Raw genomic sequence first — 13,529 nt, 5'->3', positions numbered from 1 at the left:
AATGGACGCTTTAGAAAACAAGGAAAGAAGAGCCTGGAATTACGACATCCAGACTCTTCTTGATTTTTCATATTCAGCAATCTGTTCTTCATACATGAAAGTAAGTGAAATTTCATCATGTCCGTTCAGCAGCATATCTTTCCAGTATGGATCGACCGTGAACGAGTAAAGTACCATTTCCCCGTCGCGGATTTCTTGTTTTTCAAGGTCAATCGTGCACTCAAGATGAGGGTTTGAGGCCCGCTGAATTAACTGCTGATGAAAAGTTTCTTCTATTCTAATAGGAAGAAGTCCATTTTTTAGGCAATTTTGATGAAATATATCTGCAAAAGACGGGGCAATGATGACTTTGAACCCGTAATCCCCTAAGGCCCAAGGTGCATGCTCCCGTGAAGATCCGCAGCCGAAATTCTCTCCTGCTACTAAGATGCTTGCTCCTGCTGCTTCAGGCTTATTCAGCTCAAATTCAGGATTGTCTGTTCCGTCATTTAAATATCTCCAGTCAAAGAAAGCAAATCTGCCATATCCTGTCCGTTCAATTCTTTTTAAAAACTGCTTCGGAATAATCTGATCTGTATCTACATTCGACCGGTTTAAAACAGCCAGTTTACCTTTGTGCACTTGAAATGCTTCCACTTTCAACCCCTCCTGCAAGTTCTCTGACATCAACAAATCTGCCGTAAACAGCTGCTGCTGCAGCCATGGCCGGACTGACAAGATGGGTCCGGGCACCTTTTCCCTGTCTGCCTTCAAAGTTCCGGTTTGACGTTGAAGCGCAGCGCTTTCCTTCAGGCACAATATCATCATTCATGCTTAGACACATACTGCAGCCTGATTCGCGCCATTCAAATCCTGCATTAATAAAAATCTGATGCAGTCCTTCTTCTTCTGCCTGAAGCTTCACTTTTTGGGAACCGGGAACAACGATTGCTCTTACAGATGGATTTACTTGTCTATCCTTAATCACATCAGCAGCCTGACGAAGGTCTGTTATTCTCGAATTTGTACAGGATCCGATAAACACATAATCAATTTCAATATCCTGCACTCTTGTATCCGGTTCAAGACCCATATAGAAATAAGCTCTCTCTGCTTCCTGCTTCTCTTCCTGTTTGTTGAACATGCTGGTGTTCGGCACTTTTTGATCAACTGCTACAGCCATGCCCGGATTCGTTCCCCAAGTAACCATTGGAGAAATATCGGCAGCTTCAATTGTGATTTTATCGTCATATTCAGCCCCTGGATCACTCTTCAGGTTTTGCCAATAAGCAACGGCTTCCTCTAAGTCTTTTCCCTTTGGAGCATATTGACGTCCTTTAATATATTCAAATGTGGTTTCATCAGGGGCCATGAGCCCTGCACGAGCTCCAGCTTCAATTGACATGTTGCAGACGGTCATCCGTTCGTCCATTGACATTTTCTCAATCGCTTCTCCGGTAAATTCAATGACATACCCTGTACCAAAGCGAACCCCGAATGTCCCGATAATATATAAAATCACATCTTTTGCTGTGACCCCTTTTTTCAGCGAGCCGTTTATATGGATGTTTAATGTTTTCGGTTTCTGCTGCCAAAGCGTTTGAGTTGCCAGCACATGTTCCACTTCACTTGTTCCGATGCCAAATGCCAATGCCCCAAAGGCGCCATGTGTAGAGGTATGGCTGTCTCCGCAGACAATTGTTTTTCCTGGCAGCGTAAGTCCAAGCTCAGGTCCGATTACATGGACAATTCCCTGATCTGTGCTATTAAGGTCAGCAAGCCTGATTCCAAATTCGCGGCAATTGGCCTCAAGTGCGCTTACCTGAAGTTTTGCAACTTCATCTTTAATCTCAAAACGGTTAACCGTTGGAATATTATGATCCATTGTAGCAAACGTATTCCCGGGCTTTCTTACCTTCCTCCCGTTCTGCCTTAAACCTTCAAACGCCTGCGGGGAAGTGACTTCATGAATCAGATGAAGATCTATATAAAGAAGATCAGGCTGATCATCTTTCCGGTAGACAACATGATCATCCCATATTTTTTCTACAATTGTTCTGGCTTTCAAACAAATACCCCCTTTAATATTTAAAGGCTGTTTTCGCATAGATTGTTGTTTTCGATTATAAATGTTGTCCGTTGCTTTCCGCGGGGAGCATGGGAGCCTCCTCGGCTTTGCCTGTGAGGTCTCCCATATTGCTCTATTTCCCGCAGGAGTCAAGTTTATCCGCCACAATCCACTTAAGGATATAAACATATAATCTAAAAGCAACAAAGCTTACGAAAAGAGCCTATTTAATAGATTGGCGCTCTTCATCTAATGAAAAGCGCCGAAAAGGTTTATGCGTAAGCTTCCATAATGTTAAAAATCGTATGATCATCTGCAAGAGCTGCTTTGATTTCTTCAACAAGCTTTGAGGTAGAAAGAGGTGTTTCTCCCTTTCTTGTTAAATCAGCCGTTCTTTTGCCTGAATCGAGTACATGTTTAACAGCATTTTCGATTGCTTCCGCCTCTTCCTCCATTTTAAAGGAGTGTCTCAGCATCATAGCTGTTGATAAAATCATGGCGACAGGGTTCGCCTTGTCTTCTCCGGCAATATCAGGAGCAGAGCCATGAACAGGCTCATAAAGATGCAGTCCTGTTGCACTCAAGCTTGCTGAGGGCAGCATTCCAAGGGATCCTGTCAGCATCGAAGCCTCGTCGCTTAAAATATCTCCAAACATATTTTCAGTGACAATCACATCAAATTGTTTTGGATTATGAATAAGCGCCATCGCTGCATGATCTACCAGCATATGCTGAAGCTCAACGTCAGGGAATTTCATTGCAACTTCTTCAGCGACTTCTCTCCACATTCGGCTTGATTCTAAAACATTCGCTTTATCAACAGAAGTCACTTTCTTTTTTCTATCTTGTGCAAGCTGAAACGCTCTTTCAATAATGCGCTCCATTTCATCACGCTTATAAAACAGCGTATCGACTACCGTGTGTTCCCCATTTTTCACATTCCGTTCACTCGGCTTTCCGAAATAAAGACCGCCCGTTAATTCTCTTACAATCATGAAGTCGACGCCTTCCACATACTCCCGCTTAAGCGGAGATGAATCGAGCAGGCTTTCAACCGTTTCAACAGGCCGGAGATTTGCGTACAAATCAAGTTCCTTCCGAAGAGCAAGCAGACCTTTTTCAGGTCTTAAATGAGATGGGTTCTTATCCCATTTCGGCCCTCCTACTGAACCAAGCAGAACTGCATCAGATTCTCTGCACATTTGCAGCGTTTCCTGCGGAAGCGGAGAATTCATTTCATCGATCGCCGCTCCTCCAATCATTCCATATTGAAAATGAAAACGATGATAGTAATGTTCTTCAATTGCTTTTAAAATTTCTACAGCACCATCCATAACTTCTTTTCCAATACCGTCTCCCGGCAATAATGCAATTTTCTTCTCCATTTAACTCTGCCTCCTTCATGATTTTTATTAAACAGTAGCTTTTAGACTTTCCTCGGCCTGAGCATTTAAAATAAGAATTCGATTTACAGCATTCAGATAGGCTTTCGCAGAGGCTTCAAGAACATCCTGCGCCATTCCTCTGCCGCTTGATTCAACGCCTCCGACCATGACTCTTACAAAGACTTGAGCAAAGGCATCGCGGCCGCTGCTGTTAGATTGAATCCGGTAGTCCTGCAGTTTAATAGTAAAACCTGTGCACCGCTCAAGCGTATTGTAGATGGCTTCTACACTTCCTCCGCCAGTGGCTGCTTCCTGCACTAACTGCTGCTCCTGATTTTTGAGAGTAACTGTAGCAGTCGGCACCTGGGATGTTCCGTACTGAACCTGCAGAGATACAAGTTCAAACATATCCTCGCTTCTTTCTACTTTTTCTTCTATTACAAGAGCGGCAATATCTTCGTCAGTGAATTCTTTCTTTTTCTCAGACAGCGTTTTGAACGTTTTAAAGATTTTATGAGATTCTTCTTCTGTTACACTGAATCCAAGCTCTGAAAGCTTGCTTTTGAATGCGTGACGGCCTGAATGCTTTCCAAGAACCATCGAATTTGAGCCGACTCCCACAAGCTCCGGTGAAATGATTTCGTACGTTGTTTTTTCCTTCAGCACACCATCCTGATGAATGCCTGATTCATGGGCAAACGCGTTCTTTCCGACCACAGCTTTATTCGGGGGAATCATCATTCCTGTCAGCTTGCTTACAAGATCACTCGTTTTTTTGATTTCATCAAGCTTCATATTGGTTTTTGCACCAAAGTAATCAGAGCGAATATGAAGAGCTACGCCAATTTCCTCAAGTGATGCATTTCCAGCACGCTCACCTATTCCATTAATCGTCCCTTCAATTTGCCCGGCTCCGTTTTCGATGGCTGCCAGAGAATTCGCAACGGCCATCCCAAGATCATCATGGCAATGTGCAGATAAGATGACGTTATCAATGCCTTTTACATTTGATTTCAAATATTGAAAAATCTCTCCGTATTCTTTCGGGTTAATGTAGCCCACTGTATCCGGGATATTAATTACGTTTGCACCCGCGGCAATCACTTCTTCCACAATTTTCGCTAAAAATGGAAGTTCGCTTCTGCAGGCATCTTCGGCAGACCATTGGATAAGCGGAAAGTATTTTGATGCATACTTGACTGATTCAACGGCTGTTTCAATGACTTGTTCAGGAGATTGCTTTAATTTATATTGCATATGAATGGGAGAAGTAGCTAGGAATACGTGCAGTCTCGGGTTTGCACCATCCTTCAGGGCATCCCATGCTGCATCGATATCTGTTTTCACTGATCTTGCAAGTCCTGTAACTGAACAATTTTTAATTTTTCTGGCGATCTCCTGTACAGCTAAAAAATCTCCTTTTGAGGAAGCCGGAAACCCGGCCTCCATAATATCAACACCAAGACGTTCTAGCTGAAGGGCAATCTGCAGTTTTTCTTTTGCATTTAAATTGACTCCGGCTGATTGTTCCCCATCTCTTAGAGTTGTATCAAATAGGTTAATTTTTCGCACTTGCGACCACTTCTTTCCGTTTTGGCTTAACAAATGGCATCATTTCACGAAGCTTTCTCCCTACTACCTCAATTTGATGTTCATTTTCACGATTGTTGATTGCGTTGAATTGAGGGCGATTTACCTGATTCTCGATGATCCAGTCTTTTGCAAATTTACCGGATTGGATATCATGCAAGACTTCTTTCATCGATTCTTTTACTCTTTCATCTACAACTCTAGGTCCAGATACGAAATCTCCCCATTGCGCTGTGTCTGAAATGGAATATCTCATTCCTGCCATTCCATCTTCATACATAAGGTCAACAATCAGCTTCAGCTCGTGCAGACACTCGAAGTATGCAAGCTCTGGCTGGTATCCCGCTTCTACTAATGTTTCAAATCCAGCTTTTACGAGAGATGTTAACCCTCCGCATAAAACCGCCTGCTCTCCGAAAAGGTCTGTTTCTGTTTCTTCTTTAAAAGTTGTTTCAAGCACTCCTGCACGAGCTCCTCCGATTGCTTTTGCATAGGCTAAAGCAAGATCCTTCGCCTCGCCTGTTACATCCTGATAGACTGCGAATAATGCAGGAACACCGGCACCGTCTTCAAACGTTCTTCTGACAAGATGTCCAGGACCTTTTGGAGCGACTAAAAATACGTCTACAAATTCAGGAGGAACAATTTGGTTGAAATGCACATTAAATCCGTGTGCAAATACTAGTGCATTTCCTGGCTGAAGCTGGTCTTTGATTTCAGCTTCATATACTTTTTGCTGCTGTTCATCCGGCAAAAGCACCATCACAACATCTGCCTGAGCTGCTGCTTCTTTAACCGTTGTAACCTCTACTCCGTCTGAGGCAGCCTTGTTAAATGAATTTCCTTTGCGAACGCCGACAACAACATCAATTCCGCTGTCCTTCAAGTTCAGTGCATGAGCGTGGCCCTGTGATCCGTAGCCGATTACTGCAACCTTTTTACCTGCTAATACTTCCTCTTTAACATCACCGTTATAATATACTTTTACCATGTTCATTCTCTCCTTTTAATGTCAATTAGTTAAACGATTGAATAAGTTTTTGCGCCATTTGCAGCACGCTGTGTTCCTCTTGGGAAAGCAGTTGTGCCGGTTCTGGCAATTTCTTTGATTCCATAAGGTCTTAATAGATCAATGATTGCTTCAATTTTTTCTGATTCGCCTGTAACCTGAACTACTACGCTGTCACGGCTCACGTCAATGACTGTTGCTCTGAAAGGTTCAATCACACCTTGAACTTCCATTCTCGTCGCTGGAGGTGCAATGACTTTAATTAAGGCGAGCTCTCTGGCGACGATTGATTGATTCGTAATATCCTGTACTTTTAAAACATCAATCTGTTTATTCAGCTGTTTTGTAATCTGTTCAACTTCTTTTTCGTCTTCTACGTGAATGACGAACGTCATTCTTGAGATTCCTTCAATTTCTGCATGACCGACTGTGATGCTTTCGATATTATAATGTCTTTTTGTAAATAAACCGGTAATCCGATTAAGGACCCCTGAGCGATTATTGACAGTCAGTGTAAGAATTCGCTTCACGGTTTAACACCCACCATTTCATGTAATCCTTTTCCTGGAGCAATCATCGGGTATACATTTTCCATCTGGCTTACATTTACGTTTATCAGAACGGGTTCTTTTGATAAAAGAGCCTGTTTGAACGCCGGAAAGTCTTCTTCAGTCTGAATTTTCAGTCCTTTCATGCCGTACGCTTCCGCTAACTTCACGAAATCAGGCTGAGATTGAAAAACAGATTGTGAATATCTTTCTTCATAGAAGATTTCCTGCCACTGTCTGACCATTCCGAGCACTCCGTTGTTCAATAAAATCACTTTAACCGGCAAATTAAGCTCGTGGATAACAGATAGTTCCTGAAGGGTCATCTGGAAACCGCCGTCTCCAAGGATCGCAATGACATTTGCGTCTTTTTCAGCAAGCTGGGCTCCAATAGCGGCAGGCAATCCGAATCCCATTGTGCCGAGACCCCCTGATGTAACCCAGCGATTAGGTTGCTGCAGGCGGTAATACTGCGCTGCCCACATTTGATGCTGACCGACATCTGTTGTAATAATCGCCTCTCCGTTTGTCCACTCATGAATGAGTTCAATCATATGCTGAGGTTTAAGCTCTTCTTCTGATTTTTTGTACCATAACGGCAAGGACTTTTTGTTATTCTGCAAGGCTGTATACCACTCATCATGCTGACTGCGTTTGCCGTTTTGATGAATGAGATTTTCAAGAACAAGTCTTGCATCGCCAACGACTGGAATTTTTGTTTCAACCACTTTGCCGATTTCAGCAGGATCGATATCAATGTGGGCAATCGTTGCGCTTTTGGCAAAATGATTTAAGTTTCCTGTTACCCTGTCATCAAACCTTGCACCGACACTGATTAATAAATCACATTCATATAACGCCATGTTTGCGGTATATGTACCGTGCATTCCGGCCATCCCGAGAAAGAGCGGGTGATCTGCTGGAAAACTTCCAAGACCAAGCAGTGTGTTTACAACTGGAATGTGCTGCTGTTCCGCGTATTCTTTCAGCTGCTCGCTTCCCTTGGCATGCAGCACTCCTGCACCGGCTAAAATGACCGGCTTTTTAGCACTGCTGACAGCTTCGACAAGCTTTCTGATTTGAAGATAATTCGGTTCTGTTTTTGGCTGATATCCCGGCAAATGGACAGGGGCGTCATAATTGAAAATCCCTTCTGCTACTGCGATATCCTTTGGAACATCAATGAGAACCGGACCCGGTCTTCCCGTTGTTGCGATATGAAAAGCTTCTTTGATGATGCGCGGGAAATCATTTACATCCCGGACTTGATAATTGTGCTTTGTAATCGGCATTGTGATTCCAAGTACATCCGCTTCCTGGAAAGCATCTGTTCCAATGACGGAAGATGCAACCTGGCCAGTAAATACAACCAGCGGCAGGGAATCAATCATAGCATCTGTAAGTCCTGTAATCAGGTTCGTGGCGCCTGGCCCTGATGTTGCAATGACAACTCCAGGTTTGCCTGATACTCTCGCATAGCCCTCAGCTGCATGAATTCCGCCTTGCTCATGCCTTGTTAAAATGTGATACATGCCAGAGTTATAGAGTTTGTCGTAGATTGGAAGAACTGCCCCTCCCGGATATCCGAAAATCACCTCTACTTTCTCCCGTTTTAAAGCTTCAATCATCATCATGGCCCCGGACATCGTTTTCGTACATTTGGCAGACTTTGCATCCAATTGTACCTTCATACTCATTGATTATTGCCTCCTTTTTTCCCGCTATCATCAAAAGCCTTAATTTTTATTTATCTGATTATGTCAAAATAAAAAACCTCCCCGCCCCAATATTGCCCACGTGTAATGTGAGTCAAAGGGGCGAGAAGGTTTGAAAACACTTTTCGCGGTACCACCCTTGTTCATGGTCTGCATTAGACCACCTTATGAAAGCACTTGGCTTTCTTTTTAATAACGAGTGCTGTGTAAATGACACCCGGCTGATTCTACTAAACTTCAAATCAGCACTCAGAGGCGAGTTCACTTAAAAAGGGACCGCCGGTTCTCAGCTCCACCAGCTCTCTTTAGATCCTTGTTTTCTAAGCTACTTATCCTCTTCAGCGTTTTAAATTATTATTTTATCAGCTCACACTTAAGCTTGAACTGCTTCCTTTTACTTTTACACCATCTGATAATACTTTTTCTCTGAAACACTCAAGCAGACGGTTCGTATGCTCTCCTGGCTGCCCATCGCCGATTTCCCTGCCGTCTACCTTTACTACAGCAATGACTTCAGCGGCAGTTCCAGTCAGGAAGACTTCATCTGCTGTATAAACATCATGTCTTGTGAAAGGTTCCTCACGCACATCGTAGCCAAGCTCTTCAGCTATTTCGATGATGACATTTCGGGTAACTCCTTCAAGCGCTCCCAAGTAACCTGGAGGAGTAAGAAGTTTTTTGTTTTTATAGATAAAGACATTATCAGCAGATCCTTCTGCGACATATCCTTGATCATTCAGCATCAGAGCTTCGCTTACATTTGCGAGATGTGCTTCAATTTTTACAAGTACGTTGTTCAGGTAATTCAGTGATTTTACTTTAGGACTTAAAACGTCCGGTCTATTGCGCCTTGTTGGAACTGTCACAATATCAATTCCTGTTTCATAAAGATGTTTAGGAAAGATTGACAGCGGCTCTACAATAATGACAACATTTGCTTCTTTGCATTTATATGGATCAAGCCCAAGATCGCCGACTCCTCTTGAGACAACAAGTCTGATGTATGCGTCATCTAATCCGTTTTTCTCAACAGTCTTAACTGTTAAATCCGTCATTTCCTCTTGCGTATAAGGCATGTTGAGCAAGATGGATCTGGCTGACTCATATAATCTTTTCATGTGCTCATTTAATCTGAAGATGTTGCCGCTGTATACTCTGATTCCTTCGAAAATACCGTCTCCGTAAAGGAATCCGTGGTCATACACCGAAATTTTCGCATCTTCTTTTTTTACAAATTCGTTATTAAGAAAAATCCATTGGTCACCCATAAAGAGCACACCTTTCTTTTAAAGTCTAAACGCGTTAATCAGTTGAATTCTAGTGTGTAAAAAAAATCCGTATAACGTTTGTTATGGACTCTTTTAAATGAACCTCACATGTTCATGTAACTTATATTTGAGCCTATATTACGCCCATTAAATAGCGGTGTCAACCGTCTTTTTTCGAATTGTTAGATAATTTAGATTTGTTTAATAATTTGTATACGCTTACATGCCTGTCATAATAGGAATTGTGTTTTTTAAAAATTTTTTAGAAGTTTTTTTCTGTGAGATTGTCTGACAAGGTTTTGGCTGATTTGATAAGGGGTAAATAGGGGAGAAAAAAATTTTTGATTTTAGAAATTAATCATTTTTTTTGAGTCCAGAATGAAGTTTGTTAGCAATAGAGGGTTTGTAAAGCGCAAGGGAATCATGTTGAATATCCTAAACTTTTTTTGAAAATATTTTAAATCAACAAAAAAAACTTCTTTCGATAAATCGAAAGAAGTTGTATGTATAAAGTATGGCGTCCCAGGAGAGATTCGAACTCCCGACCAACGGCTTAGAAGGCCGTTGCTCTATCCACTGAGCTACTGGGACAAGTTATTTTGTTAACATCGCGTTTATGTATCAGCGACATTTTTTATTATATGTTCGATTAGATTAAAAGTCAATAACTTTTTCTAAAATTTTATGAAAGAGGGAAAAATATCCCTCTTTCACGATGAAGCCAGCTCAAACCTTTGCGAGAGGCCGGTTACAGGAGATCCGTCCAGCTCGAAAAAGGTAACTTGTGCAGATTGATTTTGTATTTCTAATATAACATATGTTTTTTCAGTCCGCATCCGCGGAAGCCTGATGCTTCCCGGGTTAATGAATAGGATATTATCGACATATTCCGCTCCTGCCAAATGTGAGTGACCAAAGCAGACAATCTTCGCATCGTGCTCTTTCGCACTGTACATCACATTCATAAGAGTCGATTTTACATTATGCAAGTGGCCATGTGCAACAAAGAAACGATATCCTTCCACATCTTCGATGACTTCATTTGCAAACCGTCCTTCAAAATCACAGTTGCCGCGGACAGAAGTATACCCCTGAATAGCAGAATGATCTGCTTCAAGTTCAGAGTCTCCGCAATGAAACATGGCATCTGTTTCCCCTTCATGGCGTTTTCTGATTTCCTGAAGCTCATCTGTTAAGCCGTGGCTGTCACTGATAATTAATACTTTCATGTATAAAACTTCCCATCGTCAGGCTTTAAGCAGTTTTGCAAGCTTTTGCAGCGCAACCGCACGATGGCTGATTTTGTTTTTCTCTTCTTTCGTTAACTGTGCCATCGTTTTTGCTTTATCTTTGACTAAGAAAATAGGATCGTACCCGAATCCATTCTCTCCAATTGGCTCTTCTGTGATATAGCCTTCAACTGAACCTTCTACCGTAACCGTTTCACGGCCAGGCTCAGCTAGTGCCAGTGCACATCGGAATCTGGCATTCCGTTCTTCCTTTGAAACACCCTTCAGCTGAAGCAGCACTTTTTCAATATTGGCTGCATCACTTTTCTCAGCTCCTGCATAGCGTGCTGAATAAACCCCAGGTTCTCCGCCAAGATAATCGACTGATAGCCCTGAATCGTCTGCAATAGCCATTTTTCCATATAACTTTGAGATTGCCTCCGCTTTTAAAACGGCATTTTCTTCAAACGTAGAGCCCGTTTCTTCAACTTCTGGAGAATCTTCCAGGTCCATCAGTGAAATGGCCTTTAAATCGTATTGAGATAAGATCGATTGAAATTCAAGTAATTTACCTGCATTTTTCGTTGCAATAATAACATCCTTCATATGATTCATCCCTTTCCATCTTTTTGATCGATGATTTTCAGAGCTAAATCTCCAAGGGCCTCCATTTGAATTGAAATTAGCGAGTTTATTCCTTTTTCAGCTAAATCAAGTAATTCATTCAGTTCTTCTCTTGAAAAAGTCGCTTCTTCTCCAGTTCCCTGAAGCTCAACGAATTTTCCTGAAGACGTCATGATGACATTCATATCCACCTCTGCTGATGAATCCTCAATATAGTTTAAATCTAAGATCTCTCCAAGCTTTGAATCCATTCCGACTGATGTCGCCGCAAGAAAATCCGTGATTGGTAGCGTGCTGAGTTTCTTCTGAGACATCAGCTTTCCAAGTGCTAAAGTCATGGCAACGAAAGCTCCGGTAATGGAAGCTGTACGCGTCCCGCCATCTGCCTGGATCACATCGCAGTCAATCCAGATGGTGCGCTCGCCTAACTTTTCAAGATCAACCACTGCACGCAAAGCTCGTCCAATCAAGCGCTGTATTTCCATCGTGCGGCCTGTTATTTTACCTTTTGAAGACTCTCTGATCGTCCGCTGTTCAGTAGCCCGGGGCAGCATGGAATATTCCGCTGTGATCCATCCCTTGCCTTCTCCTCGCATAAATGGAGGCACACGATCCTCAATGCTTGCATTGCAGATCACCTTTGTATCACCGACACTGATTAACACCGAACCCTCAGGGTGCTTCACGTAGTCTGTCAGAATTTCAACTCTTCTTAATTCATCTTGTTTGCGTCCATCATGTCTCATCATATTCCTCCGATCAATTCTTATGCTGATCAAGCTTTCGTTTTATGTATAAACAATAAAGAAGAGGCAGCGCTTATGACTACCTCTTAGTTTCTCTATATAGTATATCAAAAATCAGCGATTAAAAACTACCTGTGTTCACATCGACTGGACGGGAGACTGGTTCAGTGATCTTTTCGCCTTCTTCATTTACAAGCTCTGCTTTTCCGTCAACCGTTAATACGACGTTTTCAATGCCAGGCTGTTCTGTCAGTGATAAGACAAGGGAATTTAGAACATGAGTTGAAACCATCTTTTTCTCTTCATCTGCACTTCCATAAATGGACTCGTTGAAATTCAGGGTGACAGTGCCATCTTCCACTTTAGGTTCTTCAAGAAGCTTCACATCCTTCTGCATATCAGTGAGCAATGCATGGGAGATGTTCGGTTCCTCCGTTAATTTTTTCACCACAGCTGCTATCGGATCTTCTTCGTCATTGCTTACCCGGGTCGTTACAGGTACATAGTATGTCTGATCGTTATGCTGGGCTGTATAATAAACCGTCAGAGGCTTTGTATTCGTAATATCCATAACACCTGCTGTATCCAGATTGATGCCGTCAGCCCGGCTCAGCTCGCTGCTGATTGGAGTGCCGCCAACAGGCATTTCATTTTGTTCATGACCATTTATCATGATTTTGACTGTTTTCACAGAATCAAATTGAGTCAGTGTCCATGTAATCGACTGAAGGATTTTCAGCTCATCTTCTGCTTGATAGTTTTTAAACTCTTTAGAAAAGTCTACGATGGCAGTACCATCTTTAACATTCACATCCACTTGAGTATCCTGAGGGATAACGGCTCTGAAGCCATCAGGAAGGATATTGCTGACCGGTCCGCCCTCTACAAGGTATTCAAGAACCTGCTTGGCTACTCCTTCTTGCTTAGGCAAGTCAAAAGTCTGGGCAACAACAAGCCCGTTGCTGTCAATCAAGTATAACTGCCTAGTATAGGTTTGAGCAGACTCTTCTCCTTTTTCACCCTCTGCTGTTGTCTTTTCTTCTTTCAGAGTTTCTTCGTTCCCTTTATCAGCATCTTCTGTGTATGAAACATCTTGCGGAGGATCGATTTCCTTTGCTTTTTCCCCGCCGAATAATCCGCATCCTGACAAGAGCAGCGTCGATGTTACAACAGTAGCAGCAATCTTCATGTTTCTAGTTTGAGACATACAATTCCCTCCTAAGGCAGTTTGTACTACTATGTATACGAGCTGTTTATTGAATTAGACCGAATTTGAAAAGAATTTTTGTACTAAGAAAAGCGGAATCGCCCGTTTAGCTCCGACAGACAGATAAGGATCCGGCTGAAAAGGCGCTTTTTGCCTTTACA

Annotated in this window: 12 protein-coding genes, 1 tRNA gene and 1 other annotated feature; all 13 genes read right to left on the bottom strand. The window is 42.4% G+C overall.

What is annotated here, in order from left to right; translation table 11 throughout:
* Positions 1-39 precede the first annotated feature (39 nt).
* Positions 40-636, bottom strand: coding sequence for a 3-isopropylmalate dehydratase small subunit (gene leuD, locus GJU41_RS23905; RefSeq protein WP_070876397.1), 597 nt, complete (start codon positions 634-636; stop codon positions 40-42).
* Complete coding sequence (gene leuC / locus GJU41_RS23900; protein ID WP_139149100.1) at positions 608-2,047, bottom strand: 3-isopropylmalate dehydratase large subunit; 1,440 nt, start codon at positions 2,045-2,047, stop codon at positions 608-610. The genes leuD and leuC overlap by 29 nt, the downstream gene beginning before the upstream one ends.
* Before the next feature lie 272 nt (positions 2,048-2,319).
* Positions 2,320-3,432: a 3-isopropylmalate dehydrogenase gene (leuB, locus tag GJU41_RS23895; protein WP_070876393.1), complete on the bottom strand. Its 1,113-nt coding sequence runs from the start codon at positions 3,430-3,432 to the stop codon at positions 2,320-2,322.
* A 27-nt stretch (positions 3,433-3,459) separates the two neighbouring features.
* Positions 3,460-5,004, bottom strand: coding sequence for a 2-isopropylmalate synthase (locus GJU41_RS23890; protein WP_070876392.1), 1,545 nt, complete (start codon positions 5,002-5,004; stop codon positions 3,460-3,462).
* A complete protein-coding gene (ilvC, locus tag GJU41_RS23885; protein ID WP_070876390.1) occupies positions 4,991-6,013 on the bottom strand; it encodes a ketol-acid reductoisomerase in 1,023 nt (340 codons plus the stop codon). Before ilvC ends, GJU41_RS23890 begins: the two co-directional genes overlap by 14 nt.
* A gap of 29 nt (positions 6,014-6,042) precedes the next feature.
* Positions 6,043-6,561 (bottom strand): acetolactate synthase small subunit, encoded by a 519-nt coding sequence (gene ilvN / locus GJU41_RS23880; RefSeq protein ID WP_070876388.1) that lies wholly within the window; start codon positions 6,559-6,561, stop codon positions 6,043-6,045.
* Positions 6,558-8,276 (bottom strand): acetolactate synthase large subunit, encoded by a 1,719-nt coding sequence (gene ilvB, locus GJU41_RS23875; RefSeq protein ID WP_070876386.1) that lies wholly within the window; start codon positions 8,274-8,276, stop codon positions 6,558-6,560. Before ilvB ends, ilvN begins: the two co-directional genes overlap by 4 nt.
* 113 nt (positions 8,277-8,389) lie before the next feature.
* Positions 8,390-8,645, bottom strand: a binding site (T-box leader).
* Positions 8,646-8,656: 11 nt separating this feature from the next.
* On the bottom strand, positions 8,657-9,562 hold the full coding sequence (gene ilvE / locus GJU41_RS23870; protein ID WP_070876384.1) for a branched-chain-amino-acid transaminase: 906 nt from the start codon (positions 9,560-9,562) through the stop codon (positions 8,657-8,659).
* Positions 9,563-10,077: 515 nt separating this feature from the next.
* Positions 10,078-10,153: transfer RNA gene (locus GJU41_RS23865), tRNA-Arg, on the bottom strand.
* Between the two features lie 119 nt (positions 10,154-10,272).
* On the bottom strand, positions 10,273-10,791 hold the full coding sequence (locus tag GJU41_RS23860) for a metallophosphoesterase family protein (RefSeq protein ID WP_070876382.1): 519 nt from the start codon (positions 10,789-10,791) through the stop codon (positions 10,273-10,275).
* Between the two features lie 18 nt (positions 10,792-10,809).
* On the bottom strand, positions 10,810-11,397 hold the full coding sequence (locus GJU41_RS23855; protein WP_070876428.1) for an XTP/dITP diphosphatase: 588 nt from the start codon (positions 11,395-11,397) through the stop codon (positions 10,810-10,812).
* 5 nt (positions 11,398-11,402) lie between these two features.
* The gene (rph, locus tag GJU41_RS23850) at positions 11,403-12,161 is read right to left on the bottom strand and encodes a ribonuclease PH (RefSeq protein WP_070876380.1); all 759 of its coding nucleotides are present in this window, start codon (positions 12,159-12,161) and stop codon (positions 11,403-11,405) included.
* Positions 12,162-12,282: 121 nt separating this feature from the next.
* Positions 12,283-13,350 (bottom strand): GerMN domain-containing protein, encoded by a 1,068-nt coding sequence (locus GJU41_RS23845; RefSeq protein ID WP_139149101.1) that lies wholly within the window; start codon positions 13,348-13,350, stop codon positions 12,283-12,285.
* Positions 13,351-13,529 lie beyond the last annotated feature (179 nt).

The sequence above is a fragment of the Metabacillus idriensis genome, from assembly GCF_009674765.1.
In the GTDB taxonomy this organism is placed as follows: Bacteria; Bacillota; Bacilli; order Bacillales; family Bacillaceae; genus Bacillus_P; species Bacillus_P idriensis.
This window is presented reverse-complemented; position numbering and strand designations above follow the sequence as displayed.

Bases quoted from the DNA above. Each gene is read 5' to 3' on its own strand.
- leuB (WP_070876393.1), bottom strand. From the start codon at position 3,432: ATGGAGAAGAAAATTGCATTATTGCCGGGAGACGGTATTGGAAAAGAA.
- ilvC (WP_070876390.1), bottom strand. From the start codon at position 6,013: ATGGTAAAAGTATATTATAACGGTGATGTTAAAGAGGAAGTATTAGCA.
- ilvB (WP_070876386.1), bottom strand. From the start codon at position 8,276: ATGAGTATGAAGGTACAATTGGATGCAAAGTCTGCCAAATGTACGAAA.
- ilvE (WP_070876384.1), bottom strand. From the start codon at position 9,562: ATGGGTGACCAATGGATTTTTCTTAATAACGAATTTGTAAAAAAAGAA.
- GJU41_RS23860 (WP_070876382.1), bottom strand. From the start codon at position 10,791: ATGAAAGTATTAATTATCAGTGACAGCCACGGCTTAACAGATGAGCTT.
- GJU41_RS23855 (WP_070876428.1), bottom strand. From the start codon at position 11,397: ATGAAGGATGTTATTATTGCAACGAAAAATGCAGGTAAATTACTTGAA.
- rph (WP_070876380.1), bottom strand. From the start codon at position 12,161: ATGAGACATGATGGACGCAAACAAGATGAATTAAGAAGAGTTGAAATT.
- GJU41_RS23845 (WP_139149101.1), bottom strand. From the start codon at position 13,350: ATGAAGATTGCTGCTACTGTTGTAACATCGACGCTGCTCTTGTCAGGA.